This window comes from Serratia sp. EWG9 (genome assembly GCF_019913725.1).
GTDB lineage: Bacteria > Pseudomonadota > Gammaproteobacteria > Enterobacterales > Enterobacteriaceae > Serratia > Serratia ureilytica.
This window is the reverse complement of the sequence record NZ_JADNRO010000005.1, coordinates 184,850-205,312: the sequence shown is the minus strand read 5'-3', so window position 1 is coordinate 205,312 and position 20,463 is coordinate 184,850. Positions and strand designations below refer to the sequence as shown.

Here is a 20,463-nt window from a genome sequence, read left to right as displayed (position 1 = left end):
CCAAAATAGTAAAAAAGAATATTAACGCGTCGGCGATGAGATAGGCTTATCGGATAACATCAACACGGGAGTATCTCCTTGCAACACAGTTTTCTGGCTGTTTAACTCAATCAACGGTTGGGCGGCAGACTCTTTCGTCTTCTGTACTGGCGCGCTGCTGATTAATGATCTCAAACCATTTGCCTGAGCTGAAGGTTGCACCACTTGCGGTTTTTGCCAATAGAGCATCGCATACTGATTACCGCTGCCCTTCAACGCAATACTTATCACGCCGTCAGACGATGCTTTGTAGTCACTTACGGTGAAATCGCGCGCTACCTTGGCAATTTTTTCGTAAGCCAATGCGGCAGCTTTTGGCTGTTCCTGTCGATTTAGCAAGCCAAACCGATGTTCATTGATTGCCGGGTTGTCACCATCATCAATGAGATCATACCACCAAATACCTTTGATATACGGTCGCGATTTAGCCAACATCGTATACTTAACAACGTATTGCGCCGCAGCAGCATCACTTAATCCACCGGGGCCATTGTAAGTCGGCACCCCCATCTCTGTAATGTAAACAGGGACGCTTTTCTTGGCGAAGGCTTTCACCCTTTGCTCAAATTTATCGATAGCGTTGAGGTTATCCTCTGGCGTTCTTAACGCTAAGTCCGGCAAACGGTAGGAATAAGGATGCAACGAGATACCGTCAATATCATTAAGTATGCCTAGCTTCATCAATTGGTCGAACCAACTGAGCCCCGCCGGCCCCAGAGGATTAAGCGAACCGGCGAGAACGATGGCATCAGGGTCTGCGCGTTTTACGGCGGCGGATGTCTTCCTAACCAGCTCTGCAAACACTTCAGGCGGAGGAATGGCCGTTTTTTTACTCATACCGGTTCCCACCGTCCACTCATTCCAAACTTCGTAATATTTTACCTTTCCTTTAAAGCGCTTTGCGGTCCAGTATGCATAATTGGCAAATCCATCGATAGCCGCAGGCGTTGTGGGGTAATCAGGTGCGTTATAGGCGGTATTCCCGTAGGCGAGAATGAGTAAAGAATTCAACCCATACTGAGAGAGACCGTGTTGATAAGCATCATCTTCCTTAGTCAACGGATCTGCGACGTTCATCGTACCAGGTGTTCGCTCTACCAATCCCCACAAATAGCCGGCTCGGAAAGAAGTAAAGCCATACTCCTTGATTAACGACAGATAGTTGTCTGTCGGTTTAGGGTAGTGACGTAAATGTACGTTCACACCCACCTCAAACGCATTCGCGTATCCGTATGAACCGAACAATAACGCGCCCGCAACCGCGCATGCTTTTACTATTTTCGCATAGCCGTTTACGGGGCTACGTGTGGTACCAGGCTGGATTTTCAACGCGACCTCCTGTACGCCCCCGGGCAACCTGTTGAACAGGAAGCCCGATGAGGCAATTTACCATCAGAGTAATTAATAGGCTGTTTTACTGACGAACCCTTTAAATATCGTCAAGAAAACAATCTTTACATCCAACCAAACGCTCCAGTTCCGAATGTAGTCAAGGTCAAATTCAACACGCTTTTCCATTTTATCCAGCGTGTCGGTTTCACCCCGCCAGCCATTTATCTGGGCCCAACCTGTGATGCCAGGCTTCATTTTATGCCGCAGCATATAACCCTTGATCAACTTACGATACTGCTCATTATGCGCAACGGCGTGAGGGCGTGGCCCTACAATCGACATGTCGCCTTTCAGCACATTGATAAATTGAGGCAGCTCATCGAGTGAAGTACGGCGAAGAAATGCCCCCACCGGTGTCACCCGCGAATCGCCCTTTGTCGCCTGAACGACTTTATCGCCATTCTCCATTACCTTCATGGAGCGGAACTTCCACACTTCAATCGCCTTGCCATCCATGCCGTATCGGCGCTGTTTGAAAATCACCGGGCCAGGAGAAGTAAACTTCACTGCGGCTGAAATCAACACCAGTACCGGTGAAATAAAGAGCAGGATAAAAATGGAGAGAACAATATCTTCCACCCGCTTTATCACCTGGTTAATACCACTCATTGGTGTATCAAACAACGAGACAACGGATACGCCGTTAATTTCTTCCGAGCGCGACTGCAACATATTAAAGGTGAATATGTCTGGAATCAGCATCACGGAACACGTGGTATCGGAAAGTTCAGTCACCGTATCCTTGATCAGTTTTTCTTGCTCCATAGGCATCGCGATATAAATCCGATCAATTCGACCACACTTAGCGTCCTCAATTAGTTGCGCTAAATCGCCACGGCGTTCGATCACACTATCCAATGGCTCTGCACTGTCATCATAGATACCCAGTACCCGGAATCCCATCCAATGCGCATCACTCAACGTTTCCGCGAGCCGAAGACCAACCGGCATCGATCCCATGATGGCGATATTACGGGTGTTAAATCCTAAATTCCGCATATATCCCAGCATCAAACGGATAGTGCTGCGTGTAATGACTAAACCGCAGCAAACAAATAAGTACCATTGAATATATACTATATATTCATTATTAAAATCATTGACAAATGCAACAGCGCCCGAAGTCATCACCAAGCTTATCGTCCAGTTTTGGATAATAAGCCGAATCTCTAACCCTGCTCGCACACCGCGCCAGGAACGATAAAAATCCGTAATGCCGCCGATCATTTGAAATATCACAATCGACGTTAATACCATAACCCAGTGTTGTATGGCGAAGCGCGTTCCTGAAATCAGACAGGATAAGTAGAGCCCGCAAAAAACGATAAAAATATCGGAAAATCGTTGCAACATTGATGTCAGGGACGCATTGGTATGCAAACTCCCACGACGGAAACCATTCATAGATAACGGCCTATTCGCTAGCATAGTATAGATGCCTTTTGTTAGTTTTCTCTGGTACCTATATTCCTAAAGCCGGGGCAATACAGCCCCGAACTTCCAATATAGCGTAAGTGCAGAGTTTAACTGCGGAGCAAGGCAAGAATTTCCTCTGTTTTCTGCTGCATCAATGACGGATTCGCCCGCGACTCAACGTTTAAGCGAACCACCGGCTCCGTGTTCGAGCTGCGTAAGTTGAATCGCCAGTCAGAAAACTCCAAACTGATACCATCGGTGTGATCGAACAGCAGCGCATCAGACCGATAGCATTCCAGGACTTTATCAATCGATGCCTGAGGATCTTGCAGATGGCTGTTAATCTCCCCGGAAGCCGGGTAGGCAGCCATGCGATCGGCCACCAATTGTCCGAGGGACATATTCTTCAGACAAAGCAATTCGGCAACCAAGAGCCATGGGATCATGCCGCTATCGCAATAAGAAAACTCGCGGAAATAGTGGTGAGCACTCATCTCACCGCCATAGACAGCATCTTCCTTACGCATGCGTTCCTTGATAAAGGCATGGCCGGTTTTCGACATGACAGGCACGCCACCGCTGGCGTTGACCACATCAATCGTGTTCCAGCTTAAGCGCGGATCGTGAATGATTTTGGCACCGGTTTCTTTCTCCAGAAACGCCGCAGCCAGAAGGCCAACAATATAGTAACCTTCAATAAAGCCGCCCTTCTCGTCAAACAGGAAGCAACGATCGAAGTCGCCATCAAACGCAATGCCCATATCGGCACCATGCGCGCGAACCGCTTGCGCCGTATCTTCACGACACTCAGGCAACAGAGGATTAGGAATACCGTTAGGGAAATTACCATCCGGCTGATGGTGAACCTTGATAAATTCGACCGGAACTTGCAGTTGCTTGAAACGTGCTTCAATGGCATCGATCACATGCCCTGCTGCACCATTGCCGGAATTGACCACCAGTTTAAGCGGCTTCAGATTTTTGACATCGATATAGCCTAGCAGGTGCTCAATATAGGCATCCTCTACGGAAATCTTACGGTAGCTGCCACGCGCAGAGGGATCCACTTCGGCAAACGCGTTCCCTTCGGCCAATCGCTGAATATCGCGTAAGCCGGTATCACCGCTGATCGGTTTGGCCTGGCTTCTCACCAGCTTCATGCCATTGTAATCCATAGGATTGTGGCTGGCGGTCACTTCAATGCCACCATCAATACCCAAATGGAAAGTCGCGAAATAAATCTCCTCGGTACCGCTGAGCCCGATATCCAGTACGTCAACGCCGGCATCACGCAAACCTTCAGCCAGCGCCAATTTTAGCTCTTCACTGGTCAAACGAACATCGCCACCAACCACAACTTCGCGTGGTTGCAAAAACTCACCGTAAGCCCGACCGATACGATAGGCAATATCCGTATTTAACTCCTCACCTAACCGGCCACGAATGTCGTATGCTTTGAAACAAGTTAAAGTTTGAGTCATCTAAAAATCCTTACCAAAAAAATTTACGAAAACATGTCACGCTTAAGACACATCACCGTTATTTGTATTTTCCATTATCATCAATGCGAATAATATCGTCTTCACCCAAATAAGAGCCGGATTGAATTTCAATCAAATCCAATGCAATTTTTCCTGGGTTCTCTAATGAGTGTTCAGTACCTAATGGAATATAAATAGATTCGTTTTCAGTTACAAACTTCGTCTCACCGCCTTTTATAACTTTGGCGGTACCCGAAACGACCACCCAATGCTCTGAACGATGATGGTGCATCTGCAATGAGAGTTTCTCGCCAGGTTTAACCGTTATCTTACGTACCTGAAAACGCTCGCCTTGCGCAATGGCGTCATGCTTGCCCCATGGGCGGTAGACCTCACGATGCTGCTTGCATTCCGAACGCTGTCCACGTTTCAGATGATTGACGATCTCTTTAACATCTTGCACTTTATCTTTATTCGAGATCAACACAGCATCTTTGGTTTCAACGATAACCAAGTTATCTACACCTACCGTTGCGACCAATTTATGTTCGGCACGAATATAGTTATTTGAACAATCATGCTGCAACACATCACCAAAGGTGCTGTTGCCGTTTGCATCTTTCGCACTGATGTCCCAAAGCGCCGACCAGGAACCGACATCGCTCCACCCCGCATCCAACGGCACCACGATGGCATCCGCTGTCTGCTCCATCACCGCATAGTCTATGGACTCATCCGGGCAGACAATAAAGGCTTCGCGATCGACACGGACAAAATCCAGATCCGGCGCCGTATGCAGCAAGGCCTGACGACACGCAGCCAAAATATCCGGCCGAAATTTATTCAACTCCTCGAGATAACGGCTGGCTTTAAACAGGAACATCCCGCTGTTCCATAAGTATTCTCCGCTGGCAAGATACTCTTTAGCCGTCGACAGATTCGGTTTTTCAACAAAGCGAGACACCCGAGAGGCAAGCGCCCCATCAATACTTTCACCTTTATGGATATAACCATACCCTGTTTCCGGACCGGTCGGCACAATCCCGAAGGTCGCCAGTTTTCCTGCTTCAGCATAAGGCACCGCTTGCAATACAGCCGTACGGAATGCTTCCTCATTCTGGATAACATGATCTGCTGCCAAAACCAGCAATAAGGGATCTTCGCCGCCTGCGGTCGCCTGCAACGCGGCCAGTGCAATGGCCGGTGCCGTATTGCGCCCAACCGGCTCCAAAATAATGTTGTGGGATAAACGAGTAATCTGTCGCAGCTGTTCTGCAACAATAAAACGGTGCTCTTCATTGCAGATCACCAGCGGGTTTGATATCTCCAACCCATCAAGTCTGTTGACCGTGGTTTGCAACATGGAAAATTCACTGCACAACGCTAAAAACTGTTTCGGAAATAATTCTCTTGAGAGAGGCCATAAACGGCTTCCGGTACCGCCAGCCATAATTACAGGATAAATATTACTCATAATAAATCTCACCGATCAGTATTTTATGGTTTTCGCGGTATTGAACTCATGCCATTTGGCATTAATGTATTCGGTCAGCTCACTGCGAAAACGTTCCGCAGAGAATTTGCAGGCTTGAGTACGACAGTCAACAGGGCTGATTTGGTCCTGTATTTTCTCAAATTGCTCTACGGCAGCGACCAACGAAGGGACCGTTTGTTCCGAGAAGAAAAGCCCGGTAGGATTGCTGACGCCAAACGGACGCACGGTTTCCAACGCGCCACCTTTACCGAAGGTGATAACGGGTGTTCCGCATGCCTGCGCCTCTACCGGCGTAATGCCGAAGTCTTCTTCAGCAGCGAAAACAAACGCTTTGGCTCTGGACATGTGATCCTGCAATACCTCATTGCTCTGGTATCCCAAGATCTCAACGTTTTTGCCCGCTTTGGCTTTGATCTTCGCCATCTCCGAGCCGTCGCCGATCACGATCAGCTTCTTGTCAGGCATCGCACTGAAAGCTTCAACGATCAAGTCCATACGCTTATAAGGGACCATTCGCGACGCCGTAAAATAGAAATCATCCTTGTTTTCATTAAGTAAGAATCGATCCACATCAACAGGTGGATAAATAACGTCGGCTTCACGGCCATACACTTTCTTAATACGACGCGCAATAAACTGTGAATTAGCGATAAAATGGTCAACGCCATTAGCGGTACGATAGTCCCACATGCGAATTTTGTGCAGCAACCATTTAGCCAACCGCCCTTTCATGCCCTTCATCAAGTTAGCTTCGCGCAGGTATTGATGCTGCAGATCCCAGGCATAACGGATGGGCGAATGCACATAGCTGATATGCAGCTGATCGGGTCCAGTCAGAACGCCTTTGGCCACAGCATGACTGCTGGATAGCACGACATCATGAGAGGAGACATCAAGCTGCTCAATAGCCAACGGCATCAGAGGCAAATACTTTTGATAGCTGGTCTTGGCTTTCGGTAGATTTTGTATGAATGTGGTTGTGGCATGCTTGTTGTGAATCTGTTGTCGAGCGGCATCCGACAAAAAATCGACCACGGAATAGAGAGTAGAATCGGGATATATGTCAATAAACTCTTTTATTACGCGCTCAGCTCCTGCGTAGGTCACCAACCAATCGGCTACGACCCCGACATTTAACGACTTCTGTTCAGACATACCTCTCCCCAACTCACCTTAAATTTGAAATCCCAATACAAGAATACTCTTCACTAATGATTCGGCTTTTCTGAATCGCTGAATGATATCTTCTCAACGTCTCTTCAGATATGCCAGGCATCCGTAATTTCATAATAACGTTCTACAATTACCGAATGCCTAATACCCTAGCGCTATCTCAACTGAGTGATAATATTTTCCAACTTCTTGGCCGATTCAAGCCAGGAATAATGACCGATGTTGTTGTACCCTTTCTCTTTGAGCTGTTCGCGCAACGATTCATCGTTGATAATTCTATTCAGTGCATCAACCATTTCCTGATGCTTATACGGGTTAAAATACAGGGCACTATCCGCCAATACTTCGGGTAAGGAGGCCTGGTTCGACGAAACGACGGGACATCCGCAAGCTTGGGCTTCCAATGGAGGAATACCAAAGCCTTCATAGAACGAAGGAAAAACAAACGCTAAAGCGCGTTGGTAAATCGCCACCAACTCTTCATCGGTGACTCGCCCTAAGAATTCAACATTCTTCATGGCGTTCTCATCATTGCCAGAGAAATCCATGCCTGAAAAATTCTTATTCTTTCCACCGATAATCTTAAGTTTAACATCCGTATTTTGACATGCGGCAGAAAAAGCGGCCAGTAAACCATGAAAGTTCTTATGATAGTTAGGCGAAGAAACCGCCAACAGAAAACGCTCATCAGTATTGCTGGCACTCTCGACACTTCTGCGAGAAAAAAGATCGGATACGGCATTGGCGATCACAAAGGTATTTTTCGGATTGTAACCATAAGCCGTCGTAATTTCTTTTTTAGAAAATTCACTAACGGTCAATAGTGCACGGCTGTTTTTTAGCATGATGGGAATCAGCAGGTTATACATCAACCGAAACTTTCTAGAATAGCTCTGCGGGAATTTCTTATAAGTCACGTCATGATGAGTCACGACCTTATTCTTATACCACAGCGGCGCAGTATTCCCTAAATTGATCAACAATGGATTGCCATTGGCTTTCAGATATTTTGGCAGGTCTCGTTGTTCCCATTGATGCCCGGTTCGATGTCCAACCACCTTTACATTGAGCGACTCAGCAGCCTTCGTATTCTTTATGTCACCAGGTGAAACAAAAACGATATCGTCGCGTAGTTCCCGTAGCGCCAGGCTAATCTGTTCGGCAAAGCGCTGCACCCCTGTTAACTCTTGTGTGAGAAATCGTGCATTAACAACAATCATATATACCTCTATGACGACGCCACTATACAATTCAAGCTTATCGTGTCTGCGCTTGGAGCCTTTGGGCATCAGCCATCTTAGAAAACTCATCTTGTCTAAATGACAAAAGCAAAGCAGAAATAATAATCGAGAAAACATACCCTGGATAATTAGTAATCGGGTTGTTATAAACTAAGTTGATAGATAGCGAAATCATCCAATACAGGAACACGCCCGTGTAGAACTGTCCATAACGGACTTTATTATACAGTTTCAGCAAAATAATTGACGCAGCAAGTAAGAAGATGAAAATTCCCACTCCGCCATAGTTGGAAAGCAAGAAAATATAGATACTGTCCAACGGCAGCGCAGCATCATCACCGACCGCGGCATTACCGTTAACGCCGTAACCTGCTCCGGTAAAAATTGAATAGGTGTCACTATTTCTCACTTCTTCAATCAGTAAGATCCTTTCCAGAATACTTTGCTCTGCATAATTATTATCGCTTGAATAGATAGATTTATAGATCCCCATGTCCGTCATGGTTGCGTAGAAGAATGATGACAATGCCACGCATACAAGCACCACACTGGCTAAACTGGCTTTCAACGATAGGAATCGACGAACAAACAGATAGCCAAAATAAATACCGGCCATAATTATAGCTGTTTTCGATGTGGAACAGACAATACCGGCCGAGACAATCAATATATATCTCAAGCGATTTTTCTTACTAACAAATGGACTTAATATGAGACCGAAGAATAAAAACTCAGATAGTGTAAAAGGACTACTAAAAAGACCTATCGCCCTAAAGAATCCGCTTGCGGTACGTAAAATCAGCCCATTATCTTTTCCCACTTGCGTAAATTGCAATCCAGGACTTACCCCGGTCAGCGCATAAAGCAAACCTGAAAACACGCTTTCCAGTATGGCGAAAATAGCATTGACAACGGTGACTATGACGTAAACTTTAATCAGCCTCATCAGCAATTTCATGCGATGTTCAGGCTCTAGACACACCAAGAGTGCGGCAACCAGCAACGACGAATAGGTAAACAATTCGAAGCGGAATTGCGTAACGACGTTACCAATTTTAAAATTGCTGTTAAGAATAGAAATAAGAACATATGACAGGGAAAGCATAACCATGCCAATAAACAGCAGTAGGTAGCTTCTAAAACCCGGGCCGGTTCTACTCTTATTGGCCGCCAGATAAAGCAGCAAAAATGCCGGTAATGCCAATGAATAGACATCTTTATAAAGCAGTATCAGGCGCGTCGTATTGTGAGCGACGATATTGATAACCCCACTGATTGAAATTACTACCAGATAGGTGATAACAAAATAGTCTGCGAATTTTTTCGATGAGAATCCCATATCAGCTCTTATAAACCTCTTGATAACCCGCAGCCAACCGCCCGGCGTCAAAGGGATTCACATCAACAAACTCGACGCGCTCATTTTTTAAGATTCGCAGTTTTTCCAACGTAAATTCACTCAGCTGATATACATTGGGGTAATGTTCAGCGATTTCAGCAACGCCACCGGCGAAAGAAGTGAAGACGTGCTTGCCGGCAGCAGCCGTTTCCGCTACTGCTCGGCCAAACGGTTCATTCCAGAGTGTAGGCAAATAAACCATATCAATCTGAGCCAGGAAGGATTCTACCGGCACAAACCCCAACAGATGGACGCCAGCCTCCTCCGCCCTGAGTTGCAAGGCGCGGCCTTCATCCGAGGAGGAAAAACGCCCGGCAGCGTAAAACTCCACCTCACCCGGTATCGTCATTTCCAACGCTTTGGCGCAGAACGCCTTGAACCCTTTATCTGCAGTCAAACGGCCAATAAAGCCAATCCGGATAATCGACGACGATTGGTCGGCAACATGACTTTTTTTTATCGGATTGTAGATGTGACTATGTCGGGCATTAATGGCAAAGCCGTTATCTTGATGCAATGCAGAGATGTACTTGCTGATGCCGACAAACCTATCGACATTCTTGCTTTTTCGTTTTTTCACCATAGATGTCAACTGAACCGCTGCAGAAGCTACATCCATATTTTCCCCATGTTGAAACAGCGTACAGTTATGGTGAAAGAGATAATAGTCACGAGCCGTATGGACGAGTTTTATATTCCTTTTTTTGACACAGCCCCAAATCGCAACAGAAAAGCCACTGATGTTATTGGTATGTACCACATCGGGATTAAAATCATCCAACTCTCTGGAGAAAGCCTTTCCCATCATTGGATTGAAATTGTCAACCAAATGCCAGACGACTTTTGACAACTTCCCTTTTTGCTCATTACTGAAAGGCCAGTACAGATTTTTTAGCGGTAAATAAACCACCTCAACGCCATTTATTTTCGTCTGCTTTCTGAACTTTTCATCGTGTAAACAAACTACGCGAACTCTATCGCCTTTTGAAACCAGCTCTTCCGCCAAAAGTTGCACAGACACTTCCGCGCCGCCAACCTTGAATGGTGCATATAATGTATTAACAATTAATATATTCATAATAGCCGGTTTTTATCAGGTATTTCGGCGCCGTAAGACTAGGCGCTTTAGATAAAGCGAGGTTATAAAGACACTTATAACCTCTTGAAGGGAGATTTGCTTTATTACGCGTCTTTACCGCCAGATTTGTATTCGTACTGGTAGTAACCGTAATTGCCATAATAGCTGCTTGCGCGACGTTCAACGGCGTTCAGAATAATGCCTTTGATCTCGATACCGTTTTGATCGAATCTACGCACGCTGATCTCGAGTTCTTTAACCGTGTTCATACCGAAGCGCGCGATCATCAGCGCCGTACCGACATGGTGGCCAATAATTGCCGCATCGGTGACAGCCAGGATAGGCGGGGTATCGATCAGAACCAGATCATAATGCTTGTCCGCCCATTCGACCAAATCGGCAAAACGGCTGTGCATCAGCAACTCAGAAGGATTCGGTGGAATCTGGCCGCGAGGAATGAAGTCCATACCGTTGATTTGCGTAGGACGAACCGCGCTGGCCGCATCGATTTTGCCTGACAAAATATCAGACAGACCATTTTGCCAATCGGCATCGAGCAGTGTGTGTGAATACCCTTTTCGCATGTCGGCGTCGATAACCAACACACGCTGCCCCGCCTGAGCGATAACCGCCGCCAGGTTGATACTGACAAACGTCTTACCGATGTTTGGACTGGCGCCGGAAATCATCAGCACATTATTCTTCGCTTCCATCATCGCAAAATGCAGGCTGGTGCGCAGACTGCGAACGGCTTCGATGGCAAGGTCAGCCGGGTTGCCGACGGCAAGCAACGAGTTGGCGCGCGTATTGGACTTGCGATGAGTGCGCAGCAACATTTCGCGGTCTTTTTTCTGCTGCCATTCAGACAATGGAATGCTGGCATAGACGTTGATACCGCGTTGCTCCAACTCGTCAGGACTCTCGATTCCGTGGTGCAGCATGGTTTTAAGCACCACGATGCCGATGGAGAACATCCCGCCCAACACCACACACAGCAGAACAATCAAGGTTTTACGTGGCTGAACCGGTTTTGGCTGAGTCACCGCCGGATCGACAATACGCACATTACCCACGGTACTGGCTTTGGTGATCCCAAGCTCTTGTTGCTTATTCAGCAGCTGCATGTAGATTTCTTTACCCGCATCAACATCTCGGGTTAGCCGCAAGATTTCCTGCTGCGTCTTAGGCATTACGCTAATACGTTTATTCAGCTTCGCGCGTTCCCCTTCCAGGGTCCCACGCTTCTCCATCAAAGCACGATATGCCGGGTGCTCTTTAGTATACAGCTTCGATATCTCAGCTTCTTTGAAGGTCAACTCATTCAGTTGTGCCTCGACAGAAACCACGCTGTCCAACATAGACTTGGCTTCAAGCGACAGATCGACGGAATCATTGTCCTGACGGAACTTATTCAGCTTATCTTCGGCGATGTCCAGAGAGGTTCTCACCTGCGGCAACTGCTCTTTCAGAAATTCGAGGCTCTTGGCCGCTTCTTCCGACTTACGTTCAACGTTCTGCAGCAAATAATTTTTCGAAATGCTGTCGAGCGTTTTACCCACCAGCTCAGGATCTTCCCCTTGCAGGGTCAACGCCAACACGCCGGTGTCCTTGGCTTTATCTTCAACCGTCAACGCCGCGAGCAACGCGTTAATAGCCATCAGATCGCTGCGCTTGGTCACTTTGAAGACCGTACCAGGCGCCGCGTCAATTTCGCTGACCAGCATGGTCACGCCTTTTTGATTGACCAGCTCACCCGTTTTGCCTTTGAGGAATTCATCACCATCAACGCTGAGAGCGAAACTGTTTTTATCAATCACTTCCAGCTCAAGGTCTTTCTCATTCCATGAATAAGGAATAGACAAACGCGACAAGGCTATCTTGCCGGGTTCGTTCCCCATCAAACGATTCCAACCCTGCCCAAAGATCGGGAAGTATTTTTGTTCAACGACCGTATTCAGGTTCAAATCTGCGACGGTTTTGCCAAGCACCATGCGGGATTTGATCAGCTCAATCTCCGCCGCAGAACCAGGCTGTGCCGTAGGCAACATTTCGGAAAGGTTGTTGAGGATCGAGTTACCCGAACTTTGTTCAACTTGAATCAATGCATCCGACTGGTATACAGGCGTTGCGAACAGAGAATAGACTATGCCGATCACAGCAAAGAATGTCGTAATCCCTATAATCAGCCACCGATGATCCAGCAGCGTTCCCAGCAACCGACCTAAATCAATCTCATCATTACTTGCGCCCGCAGCCGGACCCAGTTTGCTATTATCAATCATTGTCATCTCTGGTTAACGATTTAATGCTTTTGCCCATTTCTGCGCAGCTTCAGCCAGAAGGTTATATACAAACTCAAACGCTTCGTGACTCTTCTTATACGGATCAGGAACTTCAGCCTGCCCCATCCAGTGAGCGAACAGCATGGTTTTCCCCCTGACTTCGGGGGCTAAACGGCAAACGGCCTCAATGTGACTTTTTTCCATCACCAGTATCAGCGAATATTCACGACACATTTCCTTGGTCAACTGCTGTGCAACATGGTTATCCAAAGAAAGACCATGCTCTTCCGCCACCGCCACCGCAGCCTCATCCGCCGGCTTACCGACGAGTGCGCCGATACCGGCCGACGCGATTTTTTTTTGTGGCAGATGTTTTTTCAACAGCCGCTCCCCCGTCGGAGAACGGCAGATATTTCCAACACAGACAACCAAAACAGAATCAAACATAGCGTATCCTCTACGGCCAGTTACGAATACGCAGCGTACCTTCCGTCAGGTTGTTGAAGCCGTCGATGGTTGGCACCAACTGCGTGACCAGACGATTCCAACGAGCGACCGGCGCCGCAGTGACATAGACAATGTCATAAGGCTGAAGGTGGAATTCCGTCCCCATCACCATGGCTGTCGCATCCGACATATTCAACTGATAGATGTTTGCCAGTTTATTGCCCTGAGTGCCATGCAGAGGTCGAATAACGAAAATGCCTGTCGCGTCAGCACTCGATTGTACAAGCCCTTGACTGCTACCCAACGCCTCCGTCAACGTCATACCGCTGCGATCCATTTTGAGCGTGGATGGAGTTTTTACTTCCCCCATCACGAATACCTTGAGATCGTCATTACGAGGAATGTACAGAATGTCCCCGGGATAGAGCAGGCGGTTCTGGGTCAAATCCCCATTTTGCATCAGTTGCTGCAATGAAAGGCGCTGCTCTTTGCCGTTGTGAGTCAAAATGATATTGCGCCAATCGGCATCTTCCGTCAGCCGCCGGCGGCGTTGATGGCATCCATCACCGTCAATGGCACGTTGGTGATCGGTTGTTGACCCGACTTGGCGACTTCCCCCGTCACATACGCTTTCTGTGAACGGAAAGCGGCGATATTGACGTCAACCTGTGGACTTTCAATGTATTGCGCCAGTCTCCTGGCGATTTGATCGCGGATCTCGGTGACCGTTTTACCTACCACGCTCACCTTACCGATATAAGGATAGAAAATAGTACCGTCGGCATGCACCCAGTTACCGGTGTCGCTGGCGCTGCGGTATTGGCCCGCAGGCGTAGTCAGTTCAGGATGGTCCCAAACCGTTACGTTAAGGACGTCACCCACACCAATCCGGTATTCATACGTGCGCAGCGATGCGTCCAATTGCGCATTCGACTGAGCAACCACCTTTGCGGGACGCATCGAATCCAGCAGTTTAGGCGTCATAGGGTAAATATTGACCAGCTTATCAATATCGAAGTCAGCATCTTCTTGTTTTACGACATCTTTTCCACTGGTCGATAAATGGGTTCCAGGAAACACCGTGCATCCACTGATTACGCTAATTGATATCAATAGCGATATCACTTTCAATTGTCGTTTTGCCATCAAATTATCATCACTTTCAAGTAAATGTATCTGCAAAGCTACAATGCTAGCCAACCGTGGCTGCCTCGCTGTAACCTTATCAAAATGCCTGACACTTGCTGCGCCGTCTCTCAATAAGCGCCCTGTTGCAATTTTCAATAACGTTTATCTGCCGTTGATAAGAGCAAAGCTATTATTGGCAAGATAAATAAGCTGAGAAGCCTCGCATTGGCGAAAATCGATACCGGGGCCGATTCGGGCTTTAATTTGTATTAATAACAGTATATTGCAGAGCAGCCTGGCAAGTTCGTGCAAAAATCACTCGCCAAGGCAACTCAGCAACCCGCTATTGAATGTATACTAATATAAAAATTGAGACAGTGAAATTCCCCAAAATTCAACCACTCTCCTGATTTCCTTACAGTGATCGGGCCGATGGGAAACCATCCAGTCTAGTTCAAAACGTCAGCTGTTCGGCCCATTCCCGGAAAGCCTTGCCCTGAGTAGGATGACGCAAACCGTAGGTGACAAACGCCCGCAGGTACCCCAGTTTTTCACCACAGTTGAACGACTCCCCAACCAACTCTGTTGCCTCTACCGGTTTGTGTTTCAACAATTCGGCAATCGCATCGGTCAGTTGAATACGGCCCCAGGCCCCCGGTTTGGTCGTCTCCAGAAGAGGCCAAATATCCGCTGACAACACATAACGTCCCACCGCCGAATAGTTGGATTCCAACTTGGTTTCGGGCGCCGGTTTTTCGATAATCGACGTGATACGAGCGCTTTCGCCAGGAGCCAGGCTGCTGGCTTCACACTGCACCACAGAATAGTCATGCAGGACGTGTTCATCCGCCGTCTGAACCAACACCTGGCTCAGACCGGTTTGTTCAAAGCGCGCAATCATGTGTGACAGATTGTCTTTCTTCAAATCGGCTTTTGCGTCATCCAGCAAGATATCCGGCAACAGAACGACAAACGGCGAATCACCGACCAAAGGTTTGGCACAGAGCACCGCGTGGCCCAACCCCTTTGGCTGCCCCTGCCGGATATGCATCAGCGTGACGCCTTTTGGCGTTATCGACTGCACCTCATCCAACAGCTGCCGTTTCACACGAGCCTCCAGCATCGCCTCCAATTCGAATGAGGTATCAAAGTGGTTTTCGATGGCGTTCTTAGAAGAATGCGTCACCAAGATGATCTCTTTGATCCCGGCAGCAACACATTCATTGACAATGTATTGAATCAGCGGTTTATCTACGATCGGCAACATTTCTTTCGGAATCGCCTTGGTCGCCGGAAGCATACGCATACCCAGCCCTGCCACAGGAATAACCGCTTTCAACTTCGTCATAGTAGCCCTCATTCAATCTGGTGATCGCTTTCAGCCGCAGTGGCGACAGCCTGTTACTTATTCAACGTCTGCTTCAACCAGCGACTGAAGTTTTCGCCTTCGGAGCCGTGACGCAATCCATACTGCACAAATGCCTTCATGTAGCCAAGCTTGTCACCACAATCATGGGATTTACCGCTCATGTGGAACGCTTCCACCGTTTGTTCATCCATCAACATCGCGATCGCATCGGTCAGTTGGATCTCATCGCCCGCGCCGGGCGGCGTTTTTTCAAGCAACGGCCAAATATCGGCGGCGAGCACATAACGGCCAACAACCGCCAGATTGGAAGGCGCATCCTCGCGAGCCGGCTTCTCTACCACGGCCGTCATCGGCGCGCTTTCACCCACAGCGATCGTCGCGCCGGCGCAGTCAACTACGCCATATTTGGACACATCCTGTTCCGGCACCGGTTCAACCATAATCTGGCTGAATCCCGTCTCGTCGAAACGCTGGAGCATTCTGGCCAGATTCTCTGTGCGCAGATCCGCGGTTGCATCATCCAGCAAAACATCCGGAAGCAGCACCACGAAAGGAGAATCGCCTATCATCGGCTTGGCGCACAATACGGCATGTCCCAGCCCTTTCGCCTGGCCCTGGCGCACTTGCATCACGGTCACATCCGGTGGGCAAATGCTTTTTACTTCGGCCAACAACTGACGCTTCACGCGCGCTTCGAGCATCGCCTCCAGCTCAAAGGAGGTATCGAAATGGTTTTCAATCGCATTTTTTGATGAATGGGTAACCAAAACGATATCTTTGATGCCCGCCGCTACGCACTCACTGACGATGTACTGAATTAAGGGCTTATCGACCACCGGCAACATTTCTTTAGGGATGGCTTTGGTTGCCGGCAACATTCGGGTTCCCAAGCCCGCTACAGGGATCACTGCCTTGAGTCTTTTCTGCATTTTCATTCCAATTCATCGTGGCGCTGCATCCCCGCGGCAAGTAAAAAGGGAACATTCATCAAGCATGCTACCGCCCTTGGCTTGCAGCTACCAAAGTACTGTTATTGACGTTTTCACTCACGTCACCCCGTGAGCCAAATCACTTTTTGTAAAGCGGCATTTGCTCTTAATCTGGATTGCCGCACCGCTCACAAAACAATAAAAAAACTGGAGCCTTTATAACCAAACAATGTTAGTTACTGACGTTTATATGGCTAGGATTCTTATACTAATGTCCAAGTGATACAAGCCTTAGATCCCCCCAGCCAGCCGTTTTCAGAATAAGACTACTCATGCCACATACCGTAACGAGTCCCTGACGTGGAGAGAGATTTTAATATTTTGATTTAAATAGATTTATAGAGACGTTCTTTTTATGAGCGAGGCGTATTCCGGCAAAAACAGCCTGATACCGCCCGCCGCTTTCATGCCCAGCATCGGCGAACAATATTTGTTGCGCAAAGTCTTGCAACGCCCGTTTTTGTCGACATGTCCCGGATTAGAGTTGAATTTTGCCGCCTCAGCGCCCATCATTCCCGTGCGGCATAAGCCGTAGAACTTACAGGTGAAATTGGGCGTATGGAATGGATCGCTGATCCAACAATTTGGGCCGGCCTGGCCACATTGGTCGTGCTGGAAATCGTTCTGGGTATAGACAACCTTGTCTTCATCGCCATTCTGGCGGATAAACTACCAAAACAACAAAGAGATAAGGCTCGTGTCGTCGGTCTGTTGCTGGCGCTGGTGATGCGTCTGGCGTTGCTCGCCTCCATCTCGTGGCTGGCGACGCTGACCAAACCGATGTTCATCGTCGCAGAACACCCCTTCAGCGGCCGCGATCTGATCATGCTGGTCGGCGGCATATTCCTGCTGTTCAAAGCCACCATGGAGCTGAACGAGCGGCTGGAGGGCAAGGATGAAGAGCAGCATGGCACACGCAAAGGCGCGCGCTTCTGGCCGGTGGTGGCGCAGATCGTGGTGCTGGATGCCGTCTTCTCGCTCGACTCGGTGATCACCGCGGTCGGCATGGTCGACCACCTGGCGGTGATGATGATCGCGGTCTGTATCGCCATCGGCCTGATGCTGCTGGCCAGCAAACCGCTGACGCGCTTCGTCAACGCTCACCCGACTATCGTCATTCTGTGCCTGAGCTTCCTGCTGATGATCGGTTTCAGCCTAGTGGCGGAGGGCTTCGGCTACCACATTCCGAAAGGCTATCTCTACGCGGCGATCGGCTTCTCGGTGATGATCGAAGCATTGAACCAACTGGCGCAATTCAACCGCCGTCGTTTCCTGTCGAAGGTGCGGCCGCTGCGCGAGCGTACCGCCGAGGCGGTGCTGCGCATGCTGAGCGGCAAACATGAAGAAGCCGAGGTCGACAGTCATTCCGCCAATCTGCTGGCCGACAGCGACAGCGAAAACGGCGAGATCTTCAATCAGCAAGAGCGGCGCATGATCGAACGCGTGCTGGGTATGGCGCAGCGCACGGTCAGCAGCATCATGACCTCACGTCACGACGTCGAATACCTTGAGCTGAACGATCCGCAGGAGAAGCTGACGCAATTGCTGGAGCGCAATCAACACACGCGCATCGTGGTGGTAGAAAGCAGCGCCAGCGATGAGCCGTTGGGCGTTATCCACACTATCGACGTCCTCAAACAGCAGCTGGCGCAGGCGCCGCTGGATCTGCGCGCGCTGATACGCCAACCGTTGATCTTCCCGGAACAGCTCACGCTGTTGAGCGCCCTTGAGCAATTCCGCCAGGCACAGACGCACTTTGCCTTTGTGGTCGATGAGTTCGGTTCCGTCGAAGGCATCGTCACCCTGACGGACGTGATGGAAACCATCGCCGGCAACCTGCCGGAGGCCGGCGAAGAGGTGGATGCACGCCACGACATTCAGCAAAACGAGGACGGCAGTTGGACCGCCAACGGCTATATGCCGCTGGAAGATCTGGTGTTGTACCTGCCGATGCCGCTGGAAGAAAAGCGCGAATACCACACGCTGGCGGGGCTGCTGATGGAACACAGCCAGCGCGTGCCGCAAGAAGGCGAACAAATCACGATCGGTGACTACCTGTTCGAGCCGTTGGAGGTCAACAGCCACCGTATCCTGAAAGTGAAGATCACCCCGCCTCCCCCACCGGAGGACTACGAGGTTTAACATTGAGGCCGGGCATTGCCCGGCCTTGGTTTTACTGGGGAACCAGCAACTCCGTCGCCACGATCACCACCACCAGCCCGACAATCACCGGCACCGAAGTGCGCTTCACCACGTCGAACGGTGAGATTTTCGCCATGCCGGAGACCGCCACCACCACGCCGGAGACCGGCGACAGCGTGCGGCCGAGGTTAGACGCCTGCAGCATCGGGATCACCAGATAAGCCGGGTTAACGCCCATTTGCGCCGCCAGTTTCGGGATCAGTTCGACAAACGCATAGAACGGCGCATTGCCGGAGCCGGTGGTCATGGCCGCCAGCATGGTGATCACCACCAGCACCAACATCATGATCAAACCGCCGGTGCCGAACGACTGCGCCAGCCCGATCAACCCGCTGATAAAGCCGACGGTGCTCAACCCTTGCGCGAAGACCCCGGCGGCCACCAACAGCATGACCACGCTGGCGAATGCGTCCGCCATGCCGCGATAGGCTACCTCCAGGCCGCTGAACACCTGTTTCGCGCTGAAACTGCGCACGAACTCAATCAATGCCGCCAACAGTATGCAACCCACCAACACGGTAATGATGTGCAGCTCCGGTCCCCATTTGCCGTCGAAAATCAGCACGCCGAGGATCGGTGTAAACGGCAATATCGCGTAAAATCCCGGCGCATGGGTTTTGATTTCGCTGACGTCCATGATGTGATGCTGTTCATCGCTCTTTCTGTCGAGATAACGCTGCCAGAAAAAATGCGCCACAGCCATGCAGACAATGGCGGCAATCGAGATAGGCAGCGTGGTTTTGAACGCGAAGTCCACCAGCGGCATCTCCGCCGCTTTGGCCGCCAGCACCACATCGCCGGACGTCGGCGCCAGAATAATCGCCGCCGGCGAAGCGCAAATGGCAGCCGCCGCGCCGCGGCTGATGCCCACGTTCACCATCAACGGGAACAGCGTCGCCATCAGCAGCACGCCGAGACCAGTGGCGGAAGAGACCGCCAGCGACATCAGGCAAGCGACAAAATACGCCGCCACCATCAGCAGATAAGGCGAATTGATCATCTGCAGCGGACGCGAAGCCAGCTTGACGACCACGTCGTTGGCGCCGATATGCGTCATGTAGGCGGCAAAGCCGCACAGCATCATGATCATCATGCCGAGATCGCCGCCGCGGCTCATCAGCAAAATCTTGACGTACTCGATCATGTCGGTCGCGCGCCAGCCGGTTGAGGCGGCGCCGGACGGCAACAGCGTTTTCCCCATCAGCGCGCTGATGCCGAGCAGCAGCAGCCCCCCCACCAACAAGACGCCGGTAGCGGAATATCCCTTGATAATGTAACGGCCCACGCCCGCCGCGACTGCGGCGCCAATAAGGAGCTCTATCATGTTTCCTC

General features: G+C 49.6%; 14 protein-coding genes and 1 pseudogene. 1 reads left to right on the top strand and 14 read right to left on the bottom strand.

Annotated features, from left to right (window positions below):
- Positions 1-21: 21 nt before the first annotated feature.
- From ITX55_RS13715 to galU (ITX55_RS13655), 13 genes and pseudogenes are all read right to left on the bottom strand, one after another.
- On the bottom strand, positions 22-1,368 hold the full coding sequence (locus tag ITX55_RS13715; RefSeq protein ID WP_223524052.1) for a cellulase family glycosylhydrolase: 1,347 nt from the start codon (positions 1,366-1,368) through the stop codon (positions 22-24).
- Between the two features lie 72 nt (positions 1,369-1,440).
- Positions 1,441-2,835 carry an undecaprenyl-phosphate glucose phosphotransferase gene (wcaJ, locus tag ITX55_RS13710; protein ID WP_072628010.1) on the bottom strand — a complete coding sequence of 465 codons (1,395 nt, stop codon included), beginning with the start codon at positions 2,833-2,835 and terminating at the stop codon, positions 1,441-1,443.
- Positions 2,836-2,954: 119 nt separating this feature from the next.
- Positions 2,955-4,328, bottom strand: coding sequence for a phosphomannomutase CpsG (gene cpsG, locus ITX55_RS13705; protein ID WP_042784047.1), 1,374 nt, complete (start codon positions 4,326-4,328; stop codon positions 2,955-2,957).
- A 58-nt stretch (positions 4,329-4,386) separates the two neighbouring features.
- Positions 4,387-5,802, bottom strand: a complete 1,416-nt coding sequence (locus ITX55_RS13700; RefSeq protein ID WP_042785671.1) for a mannose-1-phosphate guanylyltransferase/mannose-6-phosphate isomerase — start codon at positions 5,800-5,802, stop codon at positions 4,387-4,389.
- Between the two features lie 15 nt (positions 5,803-5,817).
- On the bottom strand, positions 5,818-6,978 hold the full coding sequence (locus ITX55_RS13695; RefSeq protein ID WP_033650610.1) for a glycosyltransferase family 4 protein: 1,161 nt from the start codon (positions 6,976-6,978) through the stop codon (positions 5,818-5,820).
- Positions 6,979-7,151: 173 nt separating this feature from the next.
- On the bottom strand, positions 7,152-8,216 hold the full coding sequence (locus ITX55_RS13690; protein ID WP_033650762.1) for a glycosyltransferase family 1 protein: 1,065 nt from the start codon (positions 8,214-8,216) through the stop codon (positions 7,152-7,154).
- A 37-nt stretch (positions 8,217-8,253) separates the two neighbouring features.
- Positions 8,254-9,576, bottom strand: a complete 1,323-nt coding sequence (locus ITX55_RS13685; protein ID WP_033650609.1) for a hypothetical protein — start codon at positions 9,574-9,576, stop codon at positions 8,254-8,256.
- A gap of 1 nt (position 9,577) precedes the next feature.
- The gene (locus ITX55_RS13680) at positions 9,578-10,714 is read right to left on the bottom strand and encodes a glycosyltransferase family 4 protein (protein WP_147880303.1); all 1,137 of its coding nucleotides are present in this window, start codon (positions 10,712-10,714) and stop codon (positions 9,578-9,580) included.
- Positions 10,715-10,818: 104 nt separating this feature from the next.
- Positions 10,819-12,996, bottom strand: a complete 2,178-nt coding sequence (gene wzc / locus ITX55_RS13675) for a tyrosine-protein kinase Wzc (RefSeq protein WP_033650607.1) — start codon at positions 12,994-12,996, stop codon at positions 10,819-10,821.
- 12 nt (positions 12,997-13,008) lie between these two features.
- Positions 13,009-13,443: a protein-tyrosine-phosphatase gene (locus ITX55_RS13670; RefSeq protein WP_033650606.1), complete on the bottom strand. Its 435-nt coding sequence runs from the start codon at positions 13,441-13,443 to the stop codon at positions 13,009-13,011.
- A 10-nt stretch (positions 13,444-13,453) separates the two neighbouring features.
- A pseudogene (locus ITX55_RS13665) lies at positions 13,454-14,589 on the bottom strand (polysaccharide export protein).
- Positions 14,590-15,025: 436 nt separating this feature from the next.
- Entirely contained in the window at positions 15,026-15,919 is an 894-nt protein-coding gene (gene galU, locus ITX55_RS13660; RefSeq protein ID WP_072628009.1) for a UTP--glucose-1-phosphate uridylyltransferase GalU, read from the bottom strand.
- A 53-nt stretch (positions 15,920-15,972) separates the two neighbouring features.
- Positions 15,973-16,869: a UTP--glucose-1-phosphate uridylyltransferase GalU gene (galU, locus tag ITX55_RS13655; RefSeq protein ID WP_033650760.1), complete on the bottom strand. Its 897-nt coding sequence runs from the start codon at positions 16,867-16,869 to the stop codon at positions 15,973-15,975.
- A gap of 618 nt (positions 16,870-17,487) precedes the next feature.
- Here galU (ITX55_RS13655) and ITX55_RS13650 point away from each other — a divergent pair.
- Entirely contained in the window at positions 17,488-19,071 is a 1,584-nt protein-coding gene (locus ITX55_RS13650) for a TerC family protein (RefSeq protein WP_033642457.1), read from the top strand.
- A gap of 31 nt (positions 19,072-19,102) precedes the next feature.
- On the opposite strand, the gene dcuC is transcribed toward ITX55_RS13650, so the two are convergent.
- The gene (dcuC, locus tag ITX55_RS13645) at positions 19,103-20,455 is read right to left on the bottom strand and encodes an anaerobic C4-dicarboxylate transporter DcuC (RefSeq protein ID WP_108680368.1); all 1,353 of its coding nucleotides are present in this window, start codon (positions 20,453-20,455) and stop codon (positions 19,103-19,105) included.
- Positions 20,456-20,463 lie beyond the last annotated feature (8 nt).

Coding starts and splice junctions, on each gene's coding strand:
- wcaJ (WP_072628010.1), bottom strand. CDS start 2,835: ATGAATGGTTTCCGTCGTGGGAGTTTGCATACCAATGCGTCCCTGACA.
- cpsG (WP_042784047.1), bottom strand. CDS start 4,328: ATGACTCAAACTTTAACTTGTTTCAAAGCATACGACATTCGTGGCCGG.
- ITX55_RS13700 (WP_042785671.1), bottom strand. CDS start 5,802: ATGAGTAATATTTATCCTGTAATTATGGCTGGCGGTACCGGAAGCCGT.
- ITX55_RS13695 (WP_033650610.1), bottom strand. CDS start 6,978: ATGTCTGAACAGAAGTCGTTAAATGTCGGGGTCGTAGCCGATTGGTTG.
- ITX55_RS13690 (WP_033650762.1), bottom strand. CDS start 8,216: ATGATTGTTGTTAATGCACGATTTCTCACACAAGAGTTAACAGGGGTG.
- ITX55_RS13685 (WP_033650609.1), bottom strand. CDS start 9,576: ATGGGATTCTCATCGAAAAAATTCGCAGACTATTTTGTTATCACCTAT.
- ITX55_RS13680 (WP_147880303.1), bottom strand. CDS start 10,714: ATGAATATATTAATTGTTAATACATTATATGCACCATTCAAGGTTGGC.
- wzc (WP_033650607.1), bottom strand. CDS start 12,996: ATGATTGATAATAGCAAACTGGGTCCGGCTGCGGGCGCAAGTAATGAT.
- ITX55_RS13670 (WP_033650606.1), bottom strand. CDS start 13,443: ATGTTTGATTCTGTTTTGGTTGTCTGTGTTGGAAATATCTGCCGTTCT.
- galU (WP_072628009.1), bottom strand. CDS start 15,919: ATGACGAAGTTGAAAGCGGTTATTCCTGTGGCAGGGCTGGGTATGCGT.
- galU (WP_033650760.1), bottom strand. CDS start 16,869: ATGCAGAAAAGACTCAAGGCAGTGATCCCTGTAGCGGGCTTGGGAACC.
- ITX55_RS13650 (WP_033642457.1), top strand. CDS start 17,488: ATGGAATGGATCGCTGATCCAACAATTTGGGCCGGCCTGGCCACATTG.
- dcuC (WP_108680368.1), bottom strand. CDS start 20,455: ATGATAGAGCTCCTTATTGGCGCCGCAGTCGCGGCGGGCGTGGGCCGT.